Here is a 17,338-nt window from a genome sequence, read left to right as displayed (position 1 = left end):
TTAGTGAAGGAGAAAACATGATCAGGTTTTTAAATGATGAAACCGTTGCAGGGCACAGGTTCGGGAAAGGCGCGATAGCGCGGTTCGATTCAGCAACGGAGGCGCAGCTTATTGCCGTGGCGGATGCGGAAAATTATCCGCTGATTTCGCGCCCGATTGAAATACTGTCCGGATCGGCGGTGGCGACATCTTGTGCATTAACCGCCATTGATGAAGTGCTGGCTTCGTTTACCATTGCTGCCGGAATACTTGGGGTCAACAGCGTCCTGCAAATAGAGCCGCTATGGACATTTGCCAGTAGTGCGAACAACAAGGTCCTCAAGATCAAGATTGGGGGAATGACGGTTTACAGTGCCACGCGCACTACGTCGGTTAAAGAGGCACCGTTGTTCGTGCTCGCAAACCGGAATTCTCTTGCCTCGCAGATACACCCCTATGACAACAACTACGTCGTGGGGGGGTTGGATACACCGGTTACCTCGGCAATTAATTTCGCGAACGCGCAAACCGTTGAGATTACCGGTCTCCGGACAAATAGCGGAGACACTTTGACACTTGAGTATTACCGAATCCTGCATTTTATAGGCGATTAAAATGACTACCTGGTATGTTAGGCCCGACGCGAGCCACTCAGCTATACGCAACGGTACGTCATATGCAACCGCCTGGGGCGGATGGTCGTCTGTCGTCTGGGGTGGCGTTGGCGTTGTTGCCGGGGATACGCTGTATGTATGCGGCGCACACTCAGCCGGTGTAATCCTCGAGATTGGCGCGCATGGCGCAACTGTAAGCAGTCGTGTAACGATCAGAGGGGACTATGCTGGCGATTCCGGTTCCATTACGTTTACTACGGGTAATTTCTACCTCAATGTCAATCGTTCATATACGACCGTCCAGAATTTAACGATTATTGCGGCTAATTATTCATGTATCGCGCTTGGCGGGGCGCCGCTTACTGGTGTCCATGTCAGACGCTGCACGTTGAAAGGCGGCGGAAACTCGATGGTGCTGTTTCTTGCATTCAATGGATGGTCTTATATCGATTGCATCATTGACGGAAACACATTTTTAGGTGGCGCAGGCGCAGTAGGGGGTTCAGCTATCCAATGGTACGCGACATCAACCGGATCAGTAACGAGCCTCTCAAACCTCCAAATCAGCAATAATACGTTTATTGGCTGCTCAGCTGCTCGAGCAACTATTCTGCTAAAGGCGCTAAACGCCGTCGCAGCTGCCACAAAGATGGCCGACATCGTCGTATACGGCAATACGTTTATCGCCTGCAGTGCAGTAATGATGGAGGTTTATGGGCCGGATGTATATGGAAGGAATACCGGAATCAAGGTTTACAACAACATTATCCGTAATCAGACGCTGGTGGGAATCATTGGTGGCGGGATCGTTCTTGGCGGTTTCGCCCAATCGCTCACGGCTGACTTTGGGGAAAACGTTGTTCGCAACAACAAGGCATATGAACTGAACGGGATGAGCGGATTTGTGAACCTGTTTTATGGGACTTACAAGGTGTTCGACAATTACGCCGATGGCATTAGCACACCTACTATCGACGGTAACGGCGTTCTATTCGACCACGGTTGCGATAACTGCGAGGCGTTTGGAAACGAATTCCGCAATATTCGCGGCACGCGAGCGGAAGGTTACTACGACGGTGGATTTGGCATCCTGGTGCTTGATGCCACGAATTGCAAAGCCTACGGCAACTTGATAGACGGCTGCGTTACCGGGGTCGCATTCGGCAACAAGGATGGCGGGCAATCAGCAAATATATTTAACAATAGTTTTCTCAATTGTTCGCAATCAGGCGCTTATCTTACCGGTGGGGCTGAAGTTAAAGGCAATCTGGTTCGTAACAACATATTCACCGCCACACGCAACACAATCTCCTCAGTGAAAAATAACGCGGCTATTTGGACCGGGGAGGCGAGCAACTGCTTCCATGGCTTCGGCGATGCTTCAAGGCACACGCTACACGCCACAACTAACACTGTCGATCCTCAGCTGGACGGGAACTGCCGGCCCCGGTCGGTGGCGCTTGTGCGTAAAGGGACTTACCTGGGCGGGATGGATTTTAACGGCAAACGTTTCTATAACCCGCCCAATATCGGTGCGGTGGATGACGTAACGGCAACACCTCGCTACCTGGCGACGGAACCGTAATTTCTCTTCCCTGAGGACAGGCCGCTTTCGAGCGGCTTTTTTTTGATTTTCATATTCAGCGATTAAAAAATTCCAATCAACTGGAACACGCGCTAACGGCGATACCGTAGTTTTTATCAACCCTGCCCGGGTTAGTACGGGCAGCCCGCTCACTGGGTTAAGCAGTTGGAGGAAACGGTAATGGAAGTAGATCAGCTTACGGATGAGCAAATTGCAAACCTTACGCCCGAACAGATCGAGATGCTGGAGAACGAACCAGGTCTTCTTGTTGAAATTCTGGGCGAACAAACGGTAGCAGATGAGCCCAGCCAGGAAGAGGGAACAGGGGTGCCCGGTGGCAGAAGCAGCATCATGGATGAAGTTGAGCCCGTCGTTCTGAACAAGAGCGGCAAGGGAATCATTCCTTACGAGAAACACAAGGAATTGCGCGTGGAAAACTCGGCGCTGCGCGAGCAATTGAAATTCGCACAGATGGAAAACAGCAAGGTTGCCGAGAAGCTTGGGGCGCTTTTGAAGAAAAAAGATAACGCGACAGGTACAGATGCTGCTGTGGCGGACGATGCCATCGAAAAACACCTGGAGCTTATCAGAAGCGATATGCCCGAGCTGCACAAGGTAATCAGCGCGGTTCTTGAAGGAAGCCGGAAGCAAGGCGAGAAACTGGAAAAAACGCTCGAAGAACTGAAGCGCGAAAAGGAGGAGTCTGATCGCGCAGCCCAGTTGAGTATCCAGGAGCAGGTCGCCGAAGCCAAGGAAAATACGCCTGACCTGGTCCATTGGGAAAGCAACGATCCGCAAGCCTGGGATGAAGCCCTGAAGCAGGATGAGATTTTGAGAACCAGTACCAGATGGTCGGGAAAGCCTTATTCCGAACGGTTCGAGGAAGTCGTCCGCCGCGTCAGGGCAATCATGCCGGAAGCTTCCTTACCAACAAAGCATTCCGGCCACGAGCAAACGAAAGCCGACGCGAAAGCAAGGCTTGAGAGCGCTCCAGTACGGAAACCCACAACCCTGTCGGATATTCAAGGCGGTGCAAATCCGGCGTCCGAGCGAGAGCAGATCGACAATCTGAGCCCGCATGAACTGGCTCGAAAGTTGATGCAAATGCCATCGCAAAAAGCCGCCGCCCTGAGAGCCGAACTTGATTAAGGAATAATGAAATGGCTGAAACAAACGTAGCAAGCGGAAGCTCGGTCGCTGTAAAACATTATAGCGCCGCACTCTTCGCCAACACCCTGAAAGGGGCATCATCGATCGAAAATCTTTCCGGACCAGTGGAGCCATCCGCCGCGATGGAAAAGATTGCGGGTCAAACCGAGCCAGGAATGCCTATTGTCCGCATCGACAATCTGATGAAAAGCGCAGGCGACATCGTCTCGCTGGATCTGGTCGATACCGTAAGCGGCGAACCATTGATGGGCGACGTCAACCGCGAGGGCAAGGGTGACCCTCTCTCGTTCTCTTCGATGGAAATCAAGATCAACCTTTCCAGCAAGGTGATCGATGCGGGCGGCAGCATGTCACAGCAACGCACCAAGCACCAGTTGCGCGAAATTGCCCTGGCGCAATTATCCGGCTACTTTCCGCGGCTGGATACGCAGGAGTCACTGGTTCACCTGGCAGGCGCGCGTGGCTCGCAAACGGGAACAGACTGGACGATACCGCTGCAGACCAGCAACAAATTTGCCGACATTATGGTTAACCCCGTGAAAGCGCCGACTTACAACCGGCATTTCGTCGTTAACGGGGCAAATTTGACTGCGGGCGGCCAGCAGCTCGGCTCGATCGTCTCCACCGATATGCTGAAACTCTCGCACCTGGATGTATTGCGCAAGCGCCTGGACGACATGGATCAGCCCTTGCAATCGGTGAAGCTGCCAGGCGACCGCGCCGCACAGACCTCGAAGATGTGGATATTCCTTGCCACACCGAACCAGTACTCGGTACTGCTGACCGAAGGTTCGCTACGCGCATTTCAACAGAACGCAATGAATCGTTCGGCTTATCTGGACACCCGCCATCCGCTTTTTGCCGGCGAGGTTGGCATGTGGAACGGCATACTGGTGATCAAGAATGAACGGGCAATCCGTTTCATGCCCGGCGAGAACACCAGTATCGTTACTGCCGCGAATGCGCCGACCGCTACCGAAACCAGCCAGGCCGTCAACGGCAGCCTCACTTCGGGTTACGCCGTGGAGCGCGGATTGCTGCTCGGTGCCCAGGCACTGGGCGTCGCTTACGGCAAGACCAAGGTCAGCGGCATGCAGTTCGGCTGGAAAGAGCACTGGTATAACTTTGAAAGCAACCTGGAAGTCATGGGTGAGAAAGTATGCGGAAAGAGCAAGGTGCGTTTTTCGGTCGATGATGGCACGGGTACCAAAGTGCCGACAGACTTCGGCGTCATCGCGGTCGATTCCGCGATACCTCTCTAACTCAGGCTCGAAACGAAGTGCAGGCGGTGCGATAGATCTGTATTCAATAGTTGGAGAAGAACAGTTCCCGTTTTCGCAGGAGCGAGGACTTCTCCATGCAATGCAGGCCTTATAAACGCACCGCTTCATCATTATTACAAAAGGGGTTATGAATGACTACTTTTAGTGCAGCAGATTTGAGCAGCAAAGCCCGGCACATGGGCGGCTATGGCAATACCGTTGTTGCCTGGGGCTTAGTGGCGCCCACAGCAGGGGCCTCAGGCGACATCTACCGCCCATTGATTATTCCGGCAGGCATAGAGGTAACCGATGTGGACATCGTGAACGACAAGCTGGACAGCAACGCAACCCCTGCAATAGCCTTCAAGGCAGGTTATGCGCCGGTCTACCCGGACGAGGGCCCCGCTGCGAGCGATGCGTACTTCACAGCCGCCGGCAATACCGTGCTTCGCAATGCCGGCCGCGCTTCGCTCGCGTTTCAGCCGGTCAAATTCGAGAAGCCGGTATATCTGACTATCACGCTTACAACAGCGGCGGCGTCTTTTGCGCCAGGCAAGGTAACGGCAATCGTCAAGGGCGATGCAGTGGGAGTGAAGTAGACATCAGGCAGCAGTAAGCGAGTAAGGGCGTGATTTCAGGCGGCTACCGCGAGGTGGCCGCCTTTTTTATGGAGCATTACATGCCGCATCTGAAATACATTGCCGCTACAGTTAAAACAGACAGCATCAACGGCGTCGGATTGAACTGGCAGCCGGGGCAGGTTCGTAATGTCACCGCCGAGGTGGCCGAACGACTGCTCGTCTTTACCGATACCTGGCAGATTGCCGACGAAGCGAACGGAAGCAATGAACGCATCGGGCTCGCTGAGCAATCCCAAGCAGCGGAGGAGCCGCTGCCCGTCATCGACTTCCACGCGATGGATAAAAATACGCTGATCGAGTATGCCGAACGTCACTATAACGAACGGCTGGGCAAGCGCCAGAGTGAAGAAGCGGTGCGACACAAGGTCATCGCCTTATTTTCCAGACACGAAATGGCCGAATGAGGGATGACAGATGGCTTTCACCTACCAATCGGTTATCGATCTGGCGCGCATACCGCTCAACGATGAGGATAAAGCCAGGTATTCAGACGCTACGTTGCTGTCATTAGCCAACCATGCAGTGCTACAAATCCTCAAGCGCCGGCCTGACTTGTTCGTGGGTCAGTTCGCCAGCCTGCCGGACGGAGAGGGGATGTTGAGCGATGTCTTTCCAATATCTGCCGCGTACGTACAAACCGTGGCGGATTATGTCACGGCCAGAGCGGAAATGACTGACGACGAGCACGCCAGTTCAGGCCGCGCTGCCGTGTTCGCCCAACTATTCAGCGCCGAGGCTCAATCATGAAACTGTGGCGTGATTTCTACGATCTGATGATGCCGGATCTGCCCGGTTGCCCATCCGCTGCTGCCGATAGCGCGTTGCGCCAATCCGCCATTGCATTTTTCGAGCAATCTCTTGCCTGGCAAGGAACGCATCCGGATGTTTCAGTAGCTGCGGGCGTGGCGGAATACGCTTTTACCCCACCGGCGGATGCGGTGGTGCATTTAATTATCCATGCGGCACTGGATGGAGAAAAAATCGCATTGTATCCAGGTGAGCCGAGCATGGGCAGCATGAACCGGCACGGGCGGAAGGGCGCTCCGGCATACATTCTTGCCGAGGCCGCTTCCTTGATGCTTGTGCCAGCACCTGCCGCACCCGGTACGTTGTCGATGACTGTTGCTTTCAAACCTTCACCGGCCAGCATGGGGATAGTAGATGGGCAATTCAACGAATACCGCGAAGCGATTGTCCACGGCGCACTGGTGCGGCTGATGCTGTCGCCCAAGAAGCCATACTCCAGCACCCAACTCGCACAATACCATCAACAGCAATTCGCAATAAAGACAGCGGCGGCAGGCCAGCGGGTGGCGAGAGGTTATACGCGTGCGCGGTTGCAAACCAGAATCATGGCCAGGGGTATAGAGCCGACCATCAAGTAATAAGGGAAACGGTCTGGATTCTCGTTTTTGGGGAATGAGGACGCCCAAGCATTCTGATTTCCGGTTATGCAGAGGACATGAAGACATCCGGATTTCCGGCTTTGAAGGAGAGATGTCAGGCCGCTATAGGCTGCTGGCTCAAATAATAAGGGTAAAGCATGGGACTCAAGTTCTCGAATTTCGGCAAGGCTATCGTCAGTTCCGCACCAAGCGGCACAGCGGGGTTGAGCTTCACGGTTGAGGCCGGAAAAGGGATTCTCTTCCCGGTGCTTGGCGCCGGCGATTATTTTTATGGTATTTTCAAGGACGCCTCGGGCAATCGGGAAATCGTAAAGGTCGAGGCGCGCAGCACAGATAGTCTTGCGATCTCCGCGGGCGGACGTGGGCTGGACGGCACCGCCGCCCGAACCTGGGCGGCCGGTGATTATTTTCTGGCTGGCGTGACCAACGTTGCCCTGCAGGAGTCGCTTGCAAACGCGAATCTCATCGCGCTGGGCGGGTTGGCCGCATCGGCCGACAAGTTGCCGTATTTTACGGGGGTGGGCACAACCGCACTGGCTGACCTGAGCTCGTTTGCCCGAACGTTACTGGATGATACAGAGGCGGAGGCGGCACGGGCAACATTGGGAATTCCCGCCGCGATTGCCGCGCTTATTCCATCCGGCACGGTCATGTCATTTTTTCAGCCTGTCGCCCCCGTTGGCTGGACACAAATAACCACACATGACAATAAGGCCATACGAATAGTCAGCGGCCTCGGCGGAAACTCGGGCGGTTCAGTCACATTTGCGAACGCCTTCGCGCTGCAAGCAGTTAATGGATCGAACAGTGCCACCACCCTTACCGAAGCGCAGATTCCGTCTCACCGACACGCTATTTATATTGGTGGTGGCTCTTCTGGGTCACCTCGTCCAGACTATGATCCGCAAGATGGTAATAAGCCAGATACGATGGGATATACAGAATACGTCGGAGGCGGCGGCTCCCATAACCACACTTTTACTGGCACAGCCATCAACCTGGCCGTTCAATATATCGACATGATCATAGCGAGTAAAGACTGATGGAAACCAGGGTTGCCGATTGCCCGCTCGGGGCGAAGTGCGAGGAGGTCAAAACCGAAGACAGGAAGCCTATCCTGTACCGCTGCCCCTGGTATGTGCAGATTCTCGGCGTCGACACGAATACCGGACGGGAAAGCGGCGCCTGGGGCTGCGCCATTGCATGGCTTCCCACCCTGATGATCAACACGGCCAACGAATCGCGCAAAGGCGTGGCGGCCACCGAATCGTTCCGCAACGAAATGGTGAAGCAGGGAGCGCAGACGCAGCAGGTGCTGCTGGTAGCGGCGCAATCGGCGAACAGGAAACCGGACATCAAACCATTGGAGCAAGCAGACGTATGCGAATAACAATTATTCGAGACGACGGCGTCATCGGAGTTGCCGGGATATTCAGGCTGGTTAACTTGTCGGCGTTACCCATCGGCATACGTGGCCGTACAGTGAATGGCATAAGCGGGCACATGGAGTATGACGGCGCTGCAACACGGCTCTGGACAGCATAACGGACTTCAAGCCATTTATAGAACGATGGACTGCCGCAACTGCCGCTACCTCGCAATTATTTATTCCGCCTCCTCCACCTGCGCCGCCTTCAGGCACCCAGATGAAAGTGGCCGTGCTGATACGCATCAATGCAGCCTATCAGGCCGCTATCGATGCAATGAGCGCAGATTACCGTCGGGCGAAGTCGGCAGTTAGCCCAAACAGGAAGCAAAAGCCAATGCCTGGCTGCTGGATCCAGATGCTGCAAGGCCGTAGCTGGATAGCGCGGCAGCCGGGCAGGGCAAAAGCAGGGCTGAACTGGCTGGCAAGATCATTGCCAATGCCGCGCTGTTCGCACCTGCCCATGGTCATCGCGGGTAAGCGACAGTAATTGCGCGACCAGGTCGCCGCACTAGGCGACCATGCGACCCAGGAACGGCCGGATGCAATTCAATGGTAAGCACGCGGGCACGTATAAAACAGGCACGTATAAAACGCTTAACCCACCTGTAACACAGCTGATCAGATTCAGTTGATCAGATTCGTCGGATATGACGCGGCTTTGCCGCGTTTTTTTTTGCTCCTCACCAGCATAGAACCACTTGTCCCACAGGGATCACTGGGACCACTTTGCCTGTTTGTTCAGATTTATTTTTTGGAGAATTCACCATGACCATGTTTCAGCGCAAGCGCATCAGGATCATCAAGGACGAGATGGAAAAGCAAAATGCCGCGGTCGACGCAAGCGCCGATAAGCTGCTCGATAAATTGAAGGCATCCAAATGGACGGCGGCGATGCTGCTGGGCGCTGCCCTGTTTGCCATTGCACTCTTGTGGATCCTGTCCTGATCATGGCGGACGATGATAGCGATCACAAGACCGAGCGGCGGCGCGGGCCGTCCACCTCTACATTATCCTTTAGCGGGATTATTGCAATAGCGGGTCTACTCGCGTCGGGCGTTGCGACCTATAACGCGGTGCAAAACGATATTGCAAGCTTGAAGCGGGGAGAACTTTATCAGGAAAGAACCAATGAGCGCCTGGGCGAAGAGCTCAAATCGGTACGGGTGGAGCAACGGGAAACGATGAAAGAATTTAACGAGAAGCTCGACCGGATCATTGACCAGTGGGCACGCGGGAGGAAGCAATGAGATATCCGCTTGGAGCCCTGTTTCTGGCGTCATGTTCCATGCTGGCGCCACTGCCGGCGGAGCATCAGGCGGAGCATCAGATGGCCGAGGAGCCCGCAACCGCCATTCATCCCGAGCTGGGAAACGGGACGGAGACGCGCAAGCCGAAACCCAGGATATCGTCTTCACCCTCACCCTCACCCTCATCCGAAATTGCGTCCTGCGCCACCCTGGATGCGGGCGATATGAAAGAGACGATAAAGGCGAAGCTCGACTGCATTACGGAAAATGCCAGACGAGATCCGCCGCAATCGGCAAGAGTGCCGTGAAAAAATGCAGTAAAAATCCGAGGATCGAGAAATGATTAAATCATCCGCGACGCAAGTCCGGTCTGCAATGGCGGTATTGGTGCTGGCGGCCTCCACGCTCGTGGGGATCGCAGTGCATGAAGGCTACAAGGATGAGGCATATATTCCTGTGCCCGGCGATGTGCCGACTATTGGATACGGCACGACTGCCGGGGTCAGGATGGGCGACAGGACCACGCCGGTGCGGTCGCTGGTGCGGTTGCTTGATGAGATCGAGGGCGTCTATGCCGCGGGCGTGAAACGCTGCGTGACCGTACCGCTGTACCAGTATGAGTACGAGGCGTTTGTCAGGCTGGCGTATAGCGTTGGCATCCCGACATTCTGCCGAAAAGCTTTGCCGGGAAAATCGCCCAACCTGATCGACTTGATCAACGCGGAAAAATATGCGGAAGCATGCGCACGTATAGAGGCGTTCAAGTACGGACCGGGCAGAAAAGTATTGCCGGGCCTGGTAAAAAGGCGGGCCGAAGAGCGTGCGATATGCGAAGGAAAGAAATCAGGCCAGCAATATGTAACATTATCCCAAAATTGAGGCTTTGCCAGAGTGAGCGCTTTCAGAATCACTGGATTTTCCGGGTTGGTGCCAAGGCTGGCAAAGCAATTGCTTGGGGCCAGCCAGGCTCAGGTTGCGACCAACTGTAATTTGACAAGCGGCGATTTACGCCCGATAAACGGCCCGCGTCTGGTATTTGCACCGGTCATCGCCAATGACATCGTTTCCATGTTTCGCATGGAGAAGGATGGGAATGAAAAATGGCTGGCGTGGGACAAGGATGTGGATGTTGCCCGTTCTCCTGTTGCCGGAAATACATCGCGACGCTTTTACTACACCGGCGATGGCGAACCGCGCGCATCGGAATATGACATGGCAACTGCGGGCGCCGGGCCTTATCCATCGGGCTGCTATGTGCTGGGCGTGGCACAACCGCTTAATCCGCCTGCTGTCATGCCCGCCGGCGGCGCCGGATCGACGGTTACCCGTTCCTACGTTTATACCTTTGTCACACAATGGGGCGAAGAATCCGCGCCGTCGCCGGCATCCTCGGTAACAACCGGCAAGGATGACGATACCTGGGCGCTATCAGGCATGGATACCGCACCGCCCAATACCGGGTCAATAACCGGCGCAGTGAAGGATATACCGTTTGAGGGACAGGTAGAGATCACGCTGGATACGGTGTATGGGCTTCGGGCGCACGAGAAAATCAGGTTTGCATCCGTGGAGGGTATGGCGGATCTCAATGGCGAGTTTGCGCTGGTGCGTGTTGATGCAGCCACAAATAAGGTCGTCGTGTCGCTGTCGACAACTCAGGTTTACACCACCGGCGGGGCATGGGTACGGGTGGCGCGGCACAACACGAGCGGCATGGCCAAGCGTATTTACCGCACACTCACCACTTCGGGCGGCGCGGAGTATCACTATGTCGTCACGGTATCTGCAATTACCACCACGTACGATGATTCAACCCGCGATGAGGAAGTTGCCCTGGGTGAAATGCTGCCTTCCACAACCTGGAATATGCCGCCTGCGAACATGAAGGGTATTACGATCCTTGCAAACGGGGTTGCCGCTGGTTTCGCCGGCAACGAAGTCCTGTTCTCCGAACCATTCAAGCCCTATGCCTGGCCGACTTCTTACCGCCAGACCTACGACCAGGACATCGTTGCGATTGCCGTTACCGGCACCACATTGGTCGGAATGACCGAAGGCAACCCATTTACCATTACCGGGGTTGACCCGGTGACAATGGGCGGCGGCATGGAAAAATTGGGCGTTGCGTGGCCCTGTATGGCGAAGCGCGGTGTGGCGAGCTTCGCATTCGGCATAGGCTACCCCGCCCCGCAAGGCATGGTAATTATTGGAACGAATAGTGACATCGTTACCAAAAACCTGTTCACGCAAAGAGAATGGGCAGAGCTGAACCCTGCCACATTCATCGGCGCCTCTGCCGATAACCGCTACTACGCGGGTTATACCGCTAACGATAGTTCGCTCATGTTTGTGATCGACAAGGCCGAGAGCGCATCCTTTATCAAGGTCAACCAGAATATCACCGCAATATGGGCGGACCCGGCTACAGGCAAACTCTATGTGGCAGTGGACAGGAAAATTTACGAATGGGAAGGTGATGCCGGGGCCAAACTTGCCTACGAGTGGAAAAGCAGGAAATTCATCACTGCGCCTCCCCTTAATTATGGAGCGGCGAAGATAGACGCTGACTTCGATATGACGGAAACGGAGGCGGCGTCCGCGCAGGCATCTTACGATGCAGCCATTGCAGTAAACCAGGCATTGATTACCGTTGGCATGATGAATGACGGATTAGCAGACTCCTGTCTCGCCGAATATGAGATTGGAGGCGATGCCATGCAGGATATTCCGCCGCTTGCCATCGATTCCCTGCAATTTCAGCTATGGGCGGATGGTGCGCTGAAATTCACCAGGCAGGTGCGTAACAGCCGCGCTTTCCGGCTTCCCGCCGGGTACAAATCCGATAACGTGGAGATTGTGCTATCCGGCAATGTGAAGGTTACCGGAGTGGTGCTGGCCGAGACAATGGATGGGTTAAAGCAGGCATAGCAAATATTGAAGTGACCTGCTCAGTTAGCTTGGTTCGCCCAGTTCGTCTGGGCGTTTTTTTGGTTTATGGAAAAAGGAGTATCGAGTGGCAAAATACGTTCATTCCGATGTACTGGACGGCGGCCTCAATGCAATCAGAAATGGCGCAGTCCGCATGCTTTTGCTCAAGACCTACATGCCGGCGGACAGCTACGCAACAGTAACCGGAAACGCGATCTGTGAAGTTACCATGGCTTCTGGCGACTATGCGCTGACCGGCTCCGATGGCGCGGCTCGTGTCTTGAGCGTGTCGGCCAAAAGCGGAGCGGCTTTCGCCAACTCGGGTGCAACGCCGGATCTGCATATTGCTTTTACCGATAGCGTCAGCAAGGTTTTGCTGGTAACGGATGAGACCAGCGACCAGGTGATTACCAGCGGAAATACCATCAATTTCCCGAGCCTGACTTATACCAGTTCACAGCCTGCCTAAACCCGCTTAGCCTGCTTAAGTACCTAAATCTGCCTAAGCGAGGCTTTCCCGGAAAAAACTCTTGAGGAACACAGATCATGGCAATCTTCACACAGACTCAGGGCGCTCGCAGCCCATCCGTATTGAATTTGGGAACACTGGCGAACGCAGCCTATATAGCATCGGCAGCAATTGACCTGGGCGCCGCTATTCCACTGGACGTTACTTTGGAAGTTGAATGCGACCCGAGCGGGACCCCTGCCGCCAACAGGCAACTCATCCTGTTCGCAAAGCTATCGCTGGACAATATCAATTTTGGCAGCGGGCCTGAAACCGGCCTAACGGCAACTGAAGAAGCTGATTTGCATTGGATTGGAACATTGCCGTGCAATGATACCAATACGCACCGAAAATTCTTCAGCCTGCAAGGGCTGCCCACTGCCCGCTATTTGAAGCTGGTCGCAAAAAACGACATGGGCGTGCCACTGACTTCCGGCAATATTTACCTCGCCGAGATTGCCGGAGTGTCGGCGTAAGTGTCTGCATTGATCCTGCCGCGCCGGTTTAAGCAGCAGCCGCAGGCGCCCGCGCCGATAGACTGGACAAACCCGCTAGCATTCGGCTTGGCGGCGGCAACCGTATTTGATACTGCAGGCGCGGTATTTGACCGCGTAACCGGAGTCAAATATCAGGTAACGAATGGCGCATACCGCGCGGACAAACCTGGGCGCGTTACTTCATTCGCTGGAGCGGGCTACGTCAATACGGGGAAGCAGAGCCTCGGCGGTGTAAATCTTTTTGCTGACTCAACCAGCCAGTGGTCGGTTGTTATTTATGCGCGGCTTGAGGGTACCGGAAATACCGGCACATTTGTAGGCAAAGCCAGCGCCACTGGCGCAAGCCGAACCTTCCAGATTTACTGTGATGCTGCTGCCAATCATAACCCTGGAATCTGGCTGCGCGGCGCTCAAACTATTCCGAACTGGGGATGGGGGAACGCCGATTGGCATCAATACACGATCACTTGGGATGGATCGATTGCCAAACTCTACGGAGATTACGGCAGGGAAGTCACCCTTGTTGTGGGCGCGGCGGGTCAAGAATCGGAAAACATTGTTTTTGGCGCAAGAACGGGCGGCACCGGCGGGTTACTTACGGGGCGAATTGCTTACGGGTATTTCTATAACCGCGCCATCGGTCGCGCAGAGAGTATCGCCCTATACAACAATCCATGGCTGCTATTCAAGGCTTCCCCAAAAAAGTTGTGGAACAGTACGATATGTTATTTGACTGCTGAAACTCCGGCTCAGGCGAATTTTGTCGATATGGGAGCAGTAGCGCAGGACCACGCGCTGGTTGGGGCCGCATTAACGCAAAATGGCACGGCCAAAGCCGGGACGCTCATCCAGGATCAAGCTCTTGCCGCTGCACCAGCCGTTCAAACCAGCGCGTCAAATGCGGATGGGCGGATTACCCAGAATCAGATTCTTGCCGCTGTATCGAATGCTCAGACCAATATGTCCGGCACCGGCGTGGTAACACAGGCACGAATGTTGATCGTGCCAGGGGGAACACAGGGACAGGCATGCTTTGCGCCTGCCATAACCCAAGCTCACATCATCGTTGCCGCTGCGCCTACCCAGGATAACACGAGTACCACTGGCTTTCTGTATATCGGCCGGGGCGGGCTCGAAGCGGAACCGGTGGTTCAGGGAAATTCTGCAGGCGCCGCGATCATTACGCAGACGCACATCCTCATTGTCTCCTTTTCCAATCAGGGTAACAAAGCCGGCACAGGCGCCGTCAGCGATGGGATTATCGTCGAATCCGCGCTGAGTACAGGCATGGTGGCAACGCTACGCATCAAGAAACCGGGCATACCTGCGGGAACGCCGGAATGGCTGAAAACCATGATTGAGCTACTGATCGGGCGACGGGGAAACAGAATAATGCCACCAGCGTTTCGCGCGCTTACATTCTCTGCCGTACCTACCCGAGCGGAATGTGAGGCTCTCTATGCCTATACCAATGACGTCCGCATTGCGGTAGAACGCATAATCACCAGACTGGATAGCTGATGAATACAGAACTGATTGCTTTGCTCAAGACAAACATGGGCTTGCCCTTGCTACCCGGGTTGGCGGCAGACATTTGCGTTGCAGCCAGCCGGATTGGCACGTTGATACCGGCAAGCGTAATTGAACGGATCGAGCCCGAAGGTCATGAGGATTTCATATTTTCACTGGAGCGTATCGAGAACATTGGCGAGGAGATAAAGCCGCTGCACCGGGCGCATTGGGACGAGACGGAGGCGCATCGGCATGGGCTGCCGTTCAATCCGGATTACGAGACCTTCATCCGTTATGAACGTGCCGGGCGGTATGTTCTCTTGACCCTGAGACGCGGAGGGAGATTATTGGGCAACTGTGCCATGTACCTGGATAGGAGCGCACATACGCAAACCATCATTGCCACGGAAGACACGCTCTATTTGTTGCCTGAAGCGCGCAAGGGGAGGGCTGCCCGGCATTTCGTGGCATATGTGGAAAATGCGATGCGGCTCATCGGCGCAAGCGAGATCAATATTACCGTGAAGACGGCCAACAAGGCTGCGCGGTTCTTCCGCCTGCTCGGCTATCGCCATGTGGAAAATGGATTGAATAAAATACTGGAGGTTGAAAATGTGTAGCTCGAAACCGCCGAAACCCGATCCACTGATCGGCCAGACAGCGAAGCAGAATGCCGATATCGCGCAGCAGCAGCTCGATGTAGCGAAACAACAGCTCGAGTGGGAAAGGGATAGAGCCAGCGTGCAAGACCCGCTCATTCAAAAGATTGTTGATCAGCAGATTGCATCGGGCGATGCCAATGCCGCCAGGGCGGAGTCGCAATGGCAGGTTTACCGCGATCTGTTCGCGCCTGTAGAGGAGCGCATGGTCAAGGATGCCAATGAGTTCGACTCGCAGGCGCGCAAAGACCGGATGGCGGCAGAGGCGGGCGGCGATGTCGTGCGCGGCTATCAGGCTGCGCGGGATGCCAGCCAGCGCTCGATGGAGCGCATGGGCATCAACCCGAATTCGGGCAGATTTCAGGCATTGGCCCACGAAACCAATCTGGGGCTGGCCAAAGATACGGCAGGCGCCATGAACAAGGCGCGCCGGGATACTGAGCTGCAGGGCATGGCCATGCGGCAAGGCACGGCGCAATTCGGGCGCAATATGCCCACCACAGGGATAGCGACGGATGCAGCCGCTTTGAACGCCGGTAACTCAGCCACAGGAAACCTCGCCACCCAGGCGGGGCTGCATAATGCCGGCCTGAACGCGGCACAGAGCTGGTTCGGTGGAGCTACCGGGGCCAACAACTCAGCGGGCAATACAATGCTGAATCAGTACCAGGGCCAGCTTGGCGCATGGCAGCAACAGCAGCAAAACAAGGCAGCCGCGCTGGAAGGATTAGGAAGCCTTGTTGGAACGCTAGGGGGCGCTTATATGATGGGGCCTGGGCTTCGCAAAGGCGGCATCATAAAAAATGGAACCCCTTATGGCCCTGGATTACTGAAGCGCAAGGGCTATATGAAGGGCGGTATGATAAAAGGCCCGGGCACCGGCACGAGCGATTCCATCCTGGCAAGCATTGAAGGGATCAAGCCTATCCGTTTATCCAACGGCGAAGCGGTATTGAACAAGGAAGCCATAGAGCTGGTAGGGGAGGATTTTATCCATCGAATCAATAGCGGAAGTTTGGCCATGCTGAAGCGCAACCGCGCTGTCGATAAAAAAAACGGGGAGGTCGGGCATGATTAACGGACTGGGTGCATTTGCGGGTGGACTCGCGAAAGGTTTGGGCGCGGGGCAGGATATCAATTTGCGGCGACAATATCTCCGTGAACGGAAAGAATCCGGTCAGCGCAAAACAGAATTGCATCAGGTAAAAATGGAACAAGCTGGTTTCGAAAGCGAAAAGCGGAACCGGTTGCGGAACGCCAACGATGAAATAGTTGCCGGCTGGCAGCGTAATCAGCAGGGCTCAACTGCTCAGCCATTGCAATCCAGAGCGCCGGGGCTGAGCGAGATTTCCGCACAAATACCCGTGGTTGTTGACACAAGGTCCGCAGGGCTTTCCGGCCTGAACAAGCCGGGGGCGCGGCCAACGATGTCATCCGATGAAATGATCGGCATGCGCATGTTGACCAGCAATCTTCCGGAAGACCGGGATGAGCTGACTCGGATGGCAGGCGTTTATGAGAAATATGGCCTTCTGGAAGAGATGGCGCCATGGATGAACCAAGTCTACGCAGCCAAGAAAAGTCGTATCCCTGATGCGTTGCATTTCTTGTTGAGTGGAGATGCGAAAGGAGCCAGGGAAATCTTGGAAAAAGGGGGTGTAAAATTATCCGCTGATCCGGTGCCGGCATATCATAAAGATAAACTCGGACATCTCTGGAGATTCAGTTTTTCGGAAGGCGCGAAAAAGGACATCGATCTAAAGCAGCTAGCCGTCAAATTTTTTCCCAAAGGTTAAGAAGGTTATTACGGCGTATAGACAGGGGAGTTATGCTTGAACAGACGCCTATTTCACCAATCTGGAGAATTACAAAAAGTGCTCGACAAGGACGATACGTTACGA

Annotated in this window: 23 protein-coding genes; all 23 read left to right on the top strand. The window is 54.8% G+C overall.

Annotated elements, in window-relative coordinates; translation table 11 throughout:
• Positions 1-17 precede the first annotated feature (17 nt).
• The 23 genes from BUA28_RS07840 (at position 18) to BUA28_RS07735 (ending at position 17,233) form a co-directional block, all read left to right on the top strand.
• Positions 18-593, top strand: a complete 576-nt coding sequence (locus BUA28_RS07840) for a hypothetical protein (protein ID WP_072767562.1) — start codon at positions 18-20, stop codon at positions 591-593.
• A gap of 1 nt (position 594) precedes the next feature.
• Positions 595-2,178, top strand: a complete 1,584-nt coding sequence (locus BUA28_RS07835; protein WP_072767561.1) for a right-handed parallel beta-helix repeat-containing protein — start codon at positions 595-597, stop codon at positions 2,176-2,178.
• A gap of 180 nt (positions 2,179-2,358) precedes the next feature.
• Positions 2,359-3,327 carry a hypothetical protein gene (locus BUA28_RS07830; protein WP_072767560.1) on the top strand — a complete coding sequence of 323 codons (969 nt, stop codon included), beginning with the start codon at positions 2,359-2,361 and terminating at the stop codon, positions 3,325-3,327.
• Positions 3,328-3,338: 11 nt separating this feature from the next.
• Positions 3,339-4,610, top strand: a complete 1,272-nt coding sequence (locus BUA28_RS07825; RefSeq protein WP_072767559.1) for a phage capsid family protein — start codon at positions 3,339-3,341, stop codon at positions 4,608-4,610.
• Positions 4,611-4,762: 152 nt separating this feature from the next.
• Positions 4,763-5,209, top strand: coding sequence for a hypothetical protein (locus BUA28_RS07820; RefSeq protein WP_072767558.1), 447 nt, complete (start codon positions 4,763-4,765; stop codon positions 5,207-5,209).
• Between the two features lie 29 nt (positions 5,210-5,238).
• Positions 5,239-5,655, top strand: coding sequence for a hypothetical protein (locus BUA28_RS07815; protein WP_256598266.1), 417 nt, complete (start codon positions 5,239-5,241; stop codon positions 5,653-5,655).
• Between the two features lie 10 nt (positions 5,656-5,665).
• Positions 5,666-5,998, top strand: coding sequence for a DUF6682 family protein (locus BUA28_RS07810; RefSeq protein ID WP_072767557.1), 333 nt, complete (start codon positions 5,666-5,668; stop codon positions 5,996-5,998).
• Positions 5,995-6,636: a phage adaptor protein gene (locus BUA28_RS07805; RefSeq protein ID WP_072767556.1), complete on the top strand. Its 642-nt coding sequence runs from the start codon at positions 5,995-5,997 to the stop codon at positions 6,634-6,636. The genes BUA28_RS07810 and BUA28_RS07805 overlap by 4 nt, the downstream gene beginning before the upstream one ends.
• A 158-nt stretch (positions 6,637-6,794) precedes the next feature.
• A complete protein-coding gene (locus BUA28_RS07800; protein ID WP_072767555.1) occupies positions 6,795-7,700 on the top strand; it encodes a hypothetical protein in 906 nt (301 codons plus the stop codon).
• Positions 7,700-8,047 carry a hypothetical protein gene (locus tag BUA28_RS07795; protein WP_083569927.1) on the top strand — a complete coding sequence of 116 codons (348 nt, stop codon included), beginning with the start codon at positions 7,700-7,702 and terminating at the stop codon, positions 8,045-8,047. Before BUA28_RS07800 ends, BUA28_RS07795 begins: the two co-directional genes overlap by 1 nt.
• On the top strand, positions 8,038-8,202 hold the full coding sequence (locus tag BUA28_RS15865) for a hypothetical protein (RefSeq protein ID WP_178297952.1): 165 nt from the start codon (positions 8,038-8,040) through the stop codon (positions 8,200-8,202). Before BUA28_RS07795 ends, BUA28_RS15865 begins: the two co-directional genes overlap by 10 nt.
• A gap of 101 nt (positions 8,203-8,303) precedes the next feature.
• On the top strand, positions 8,304-8,573 hold the full coding sequence (locus tag BUA28_RS07790; RefSeq protein ID WP_072767554.1) for a hypothetical protein: 270 nt from the start codon (positions 8,304-8,306) through the stop codon (positions 8,571-8,573).
• 278 nt (positions 8,574-8,851) lie between these two features.
• A complete protein-coding gene (locus tag BUA28_RS07785; protein ID WP_072767553.1) occupies positions 8,852-9,031 on the top strand; it encodes a hypothetical protein in 180 nt (59 codons plus the stop codon).
• A gap of 2 nt (positions 9,032-9,033) precedes the next feature.
• Positions 9,034-9,333, top strand: coding sequence for a hypothetical protein (locus tag BUA28_RS07780; protein ID WP_072767552.1), 300 nt, complete (start codon positions 9,034-9,036; stop codon positions 9,331-9,333).
• Positions 9,330-9,641 (top strand): hypothetical protein, encoded by a 312-nt coding sequence (locus BUA28_RS07775; RefSeq protein ID WP_072767551.1) that lies wholly within the window; start codon positions 9,330-9,332, stop codon positions 9,639-9,641. Before BUA28_RS07780 ends, BUA28_RS07775 begins: the two co-directional genes overlap by 4 nt.
• Positions 9,642-9,672: 31 nt before the next feature.
• Positions 9,673-10,212 (top strand): glycoside hydrolase family protein, encoded by a 540-nt coding sequence (locus BUA28_RS07770; RefSeq protein WP_072767550.1) that lies wholly within the window; start codon positions 9,673-9,675, stop codon positions 10,210-10,212.
• Positions 10,213-10,224: 12 nt separating this feature from the next.
• A complete protein-coding gene (locus BUA28_RS07765) occupies positions 10,225-12,261 on the top strand; it encodes a hypothetical protein (RefSeq protein ID WP_072767549.1) in 2,037 nt (678 codons plus the stop codon).
• An 85-nt stretch (positions 12,262-12,346) separates the two neighbouring features.
• Complete coding sequence (locus tag BUA28_RS07760; protein ID WP_072767548.1) at positions 12,347-12,730, top strand: hypothetical protein; 384 nt, start codon at positions 12,347-12,349, stop codon at positions 12,728-12,730.
• Positions 12,731-12,807: 77 nt separating this feature from the next.
• Positions 12,808-13,245 carry a hypothetical protein gene (locus BUA28_RS07755; RefSeq protein WP_072767547.1) on the top strand — a complete coding sequence of 146 codons (438 nt, stop codon included), beginning with the start codon at positions 12,808-12,810 and terminating at the stop codon, positions 13,243-13,245.
• Positions 13,246-14,787 carry a hypothetical protein gene (locus tag BUA28_RS07750; RefSeq protein ID WP_072767546.1) on the top strand — a complete coding sequence of 514 codons (1,542 nt, stop codon included), beginning with the start codon at positions 13,246-13,248 and terminating at the stop codon, positions 14,785-14,787.
• On the top strand, positions 14,787-15,398 hold the full coding sequence (locus tag BUA28_RS07745; RefSeq protein ID WP_072767545.1) for a GNAT family N-acetyltransferase: 612 nt from the start codon (positions 14,787-14,789) through the stop codon (positions 15,396-15,398). The genes BUA28_RS07750 and BUA28_RS07745 overlap by 1 nt, the downstream gene beginning before the upstream one ends.
• Positions 15,391-16,515 (top strand): hypothetical protein, encoded by a 1,125-nt coding sequence (locus BUA28_RS07740; RefSeq protein WP_072767544.1) that lies wholly within the window; start codon positions 15,391-15,393, stop codon positions 16,513-16,515. The genes BUA28_RS07745 and BUA28_RS07740 overlap by 8 nt, the downstream gene beginning before the upstream one ends.
• Positions 16,508-17,233, top strand: a complete 726-nt coding sequence (locus BUA28_RS07735) for a hypothetical protein (protein WP_072767543.1) — start codon at positions 16,508-16,510, stop codon at positions 17,231-17,233. Before BUA28_RS07740 ends, BUA28_RS07735 begins: the two co-directional genes overlap by 8 nt.
• Positions 17,234-17,338: the final 105 nt, after the last annotated feature.

Source organism: Nitrosospira sp. Nsp11, assembly GCF_900142705.1.
In the GTDB taxonomy this organism is placed as follows: Bacteria; Pseudomonadota; Gammaproteobacteria; order Burkholderiales; family Nitrosomonadaceae; genus Nitrosospira.
This window is presented reverse-complemented; position numbering and strand designations above follow the sequence as displayed.

Excerpts from the sequence above, each read along its gene's own strand:
- BUA28_RS07775 (WP_072767551.1), top strand. The coding sequence starts at position 9,330 with ATGAGATATCCGCTTGGAGCCCTGTTTCTGGCGTCATGTTCCATGCTG.
- BUA28_RS07800 (WP_072767555.1), top strand. The coding sequence starts at position 6,795 with ATGGGACTCAAGTTCTCGAATTTCGGCAAGGCTATCGTCAGTTCCGCA.
- BUA28_RS07780 (WP_072767552.1), top strand. The coding sequence starts at position 9,034 with ATGGCGGACGATGATAGCGATCACAAGACCGAGCGGCGGCGCGGGCCG.
- BUA28_RS07745 (WP_072767545.1), top strand. The coding sequence starts at position 14,787 with ATGAATACAGAACTGATTGCTTTGCTCAAGACAAACATGGGCTTGCCC.
- BUA28_RS07810 (WP_072767557.1), top strand. The coding sequence starts at position 5,666 with ATGGCTTTCACCTACCAATCGGTTATCGATCTGGCGCGCATACCGCTC.
- BUA28_RS07785 (WP_072767553.1), top strand. The coding sequence starts at position 8,852 with ATGACCATGTTTCAGCGCAAGCGCATCAGGATCATCAAGGACGAGATG.
- BUA28_RS07755 (WP_072767547.1), top strand. The coding sequence starts at position 12,808 with ATGGCAATCTTCACACAGACTCAGGGCGCTCGCAGCCCATCCGTATTG.
- BUA28_RS07820 (WP_072767558.1), top strand. The coding sequence starts at position 4,763 with ATGACTACTTTTAGTGCAGCAGATTTGAGCAGCAAAGCCCGGCACATG.
- BUA28_RS07830 (WP_072767560.1), top strand. The coding sequence starts at position 2,359 with ATGGAAGTAGATCAGCTTACGGATGAGCAAATTGCAAACCTTACGCCC.
- BUA28_RS07790 (WP_072767554.1), top strand. The coding sequence starts at position 8,304 with ATGAAAGTGGCCGTGCTGATACGCATCAATGCAGCCTATCAGGCCGCT.
- BUA28_RS07835 (WP_072767561.1), top strand. The coding sequence starts at position 595 with ATGACTACCTGGTATGTTAGGCCCGACGCGAGCCACTCAGCTATACGC.
- BUA28_RS07840 (WP_072767562.1), top strand. The coding sequence starts at position 18 with ATGATCAGGTTTTTAAATGATGAAACCGTTGCAGGGCACAGGTTCGGG.
- BUA28_RS07740 (WP_072767544.1), top strand. The coding sequence starts at position 15,391 with ATGTGTAGCTCGAAACCGCCGAAACCCGATCCACTGATCGGCCAGACA.
- BUA28_RS07735 (WP_072767543.1), top strand. The coding sequence starts at position 16,508 with ATGATTAACGGACTGGGTGCATTTGCGGGTGGACTCGCGAAAGGTTTG.
- BUA28_RS07795 (WP_083569927.1), top strand. The coding sequence starts at position 7,700 with ATGGAAACCAGGGTTGCCGATTGCCCGCTCGGGGCGAAGTGCGAGGAG.
- BUA28_RS07805 (WP_072767556.1), top strand. The coding sequence starts at position 5,995 with ATGAAACTGTGGCGTGATTTCTACGATCTGATGATGCCGGATCTGCCC.
- BUA28_RS07825 (WP_072767559.1), top strand. The coding sequence starts at position 3,339 with ATGGCTGAAACAAACGTAGCAAGCGGAAGCTCGGTCGCTGTAAAACAT.
- BUA28_RS07770 (WP_072767550.1), top strand. The coding sequence starts at position 9,673 with ATGATTAAATCATCCGCGACGCAAGTCCGGTCTGCAATGGCGGTATTG.
- BUA28_RS15865 (WP_178297952.1), top strand. The coding sequence starts at position 8,038 with ATGCGAATAACAATTATTCGAGACGACGGCGTCATCGGAGTTGCCGGG.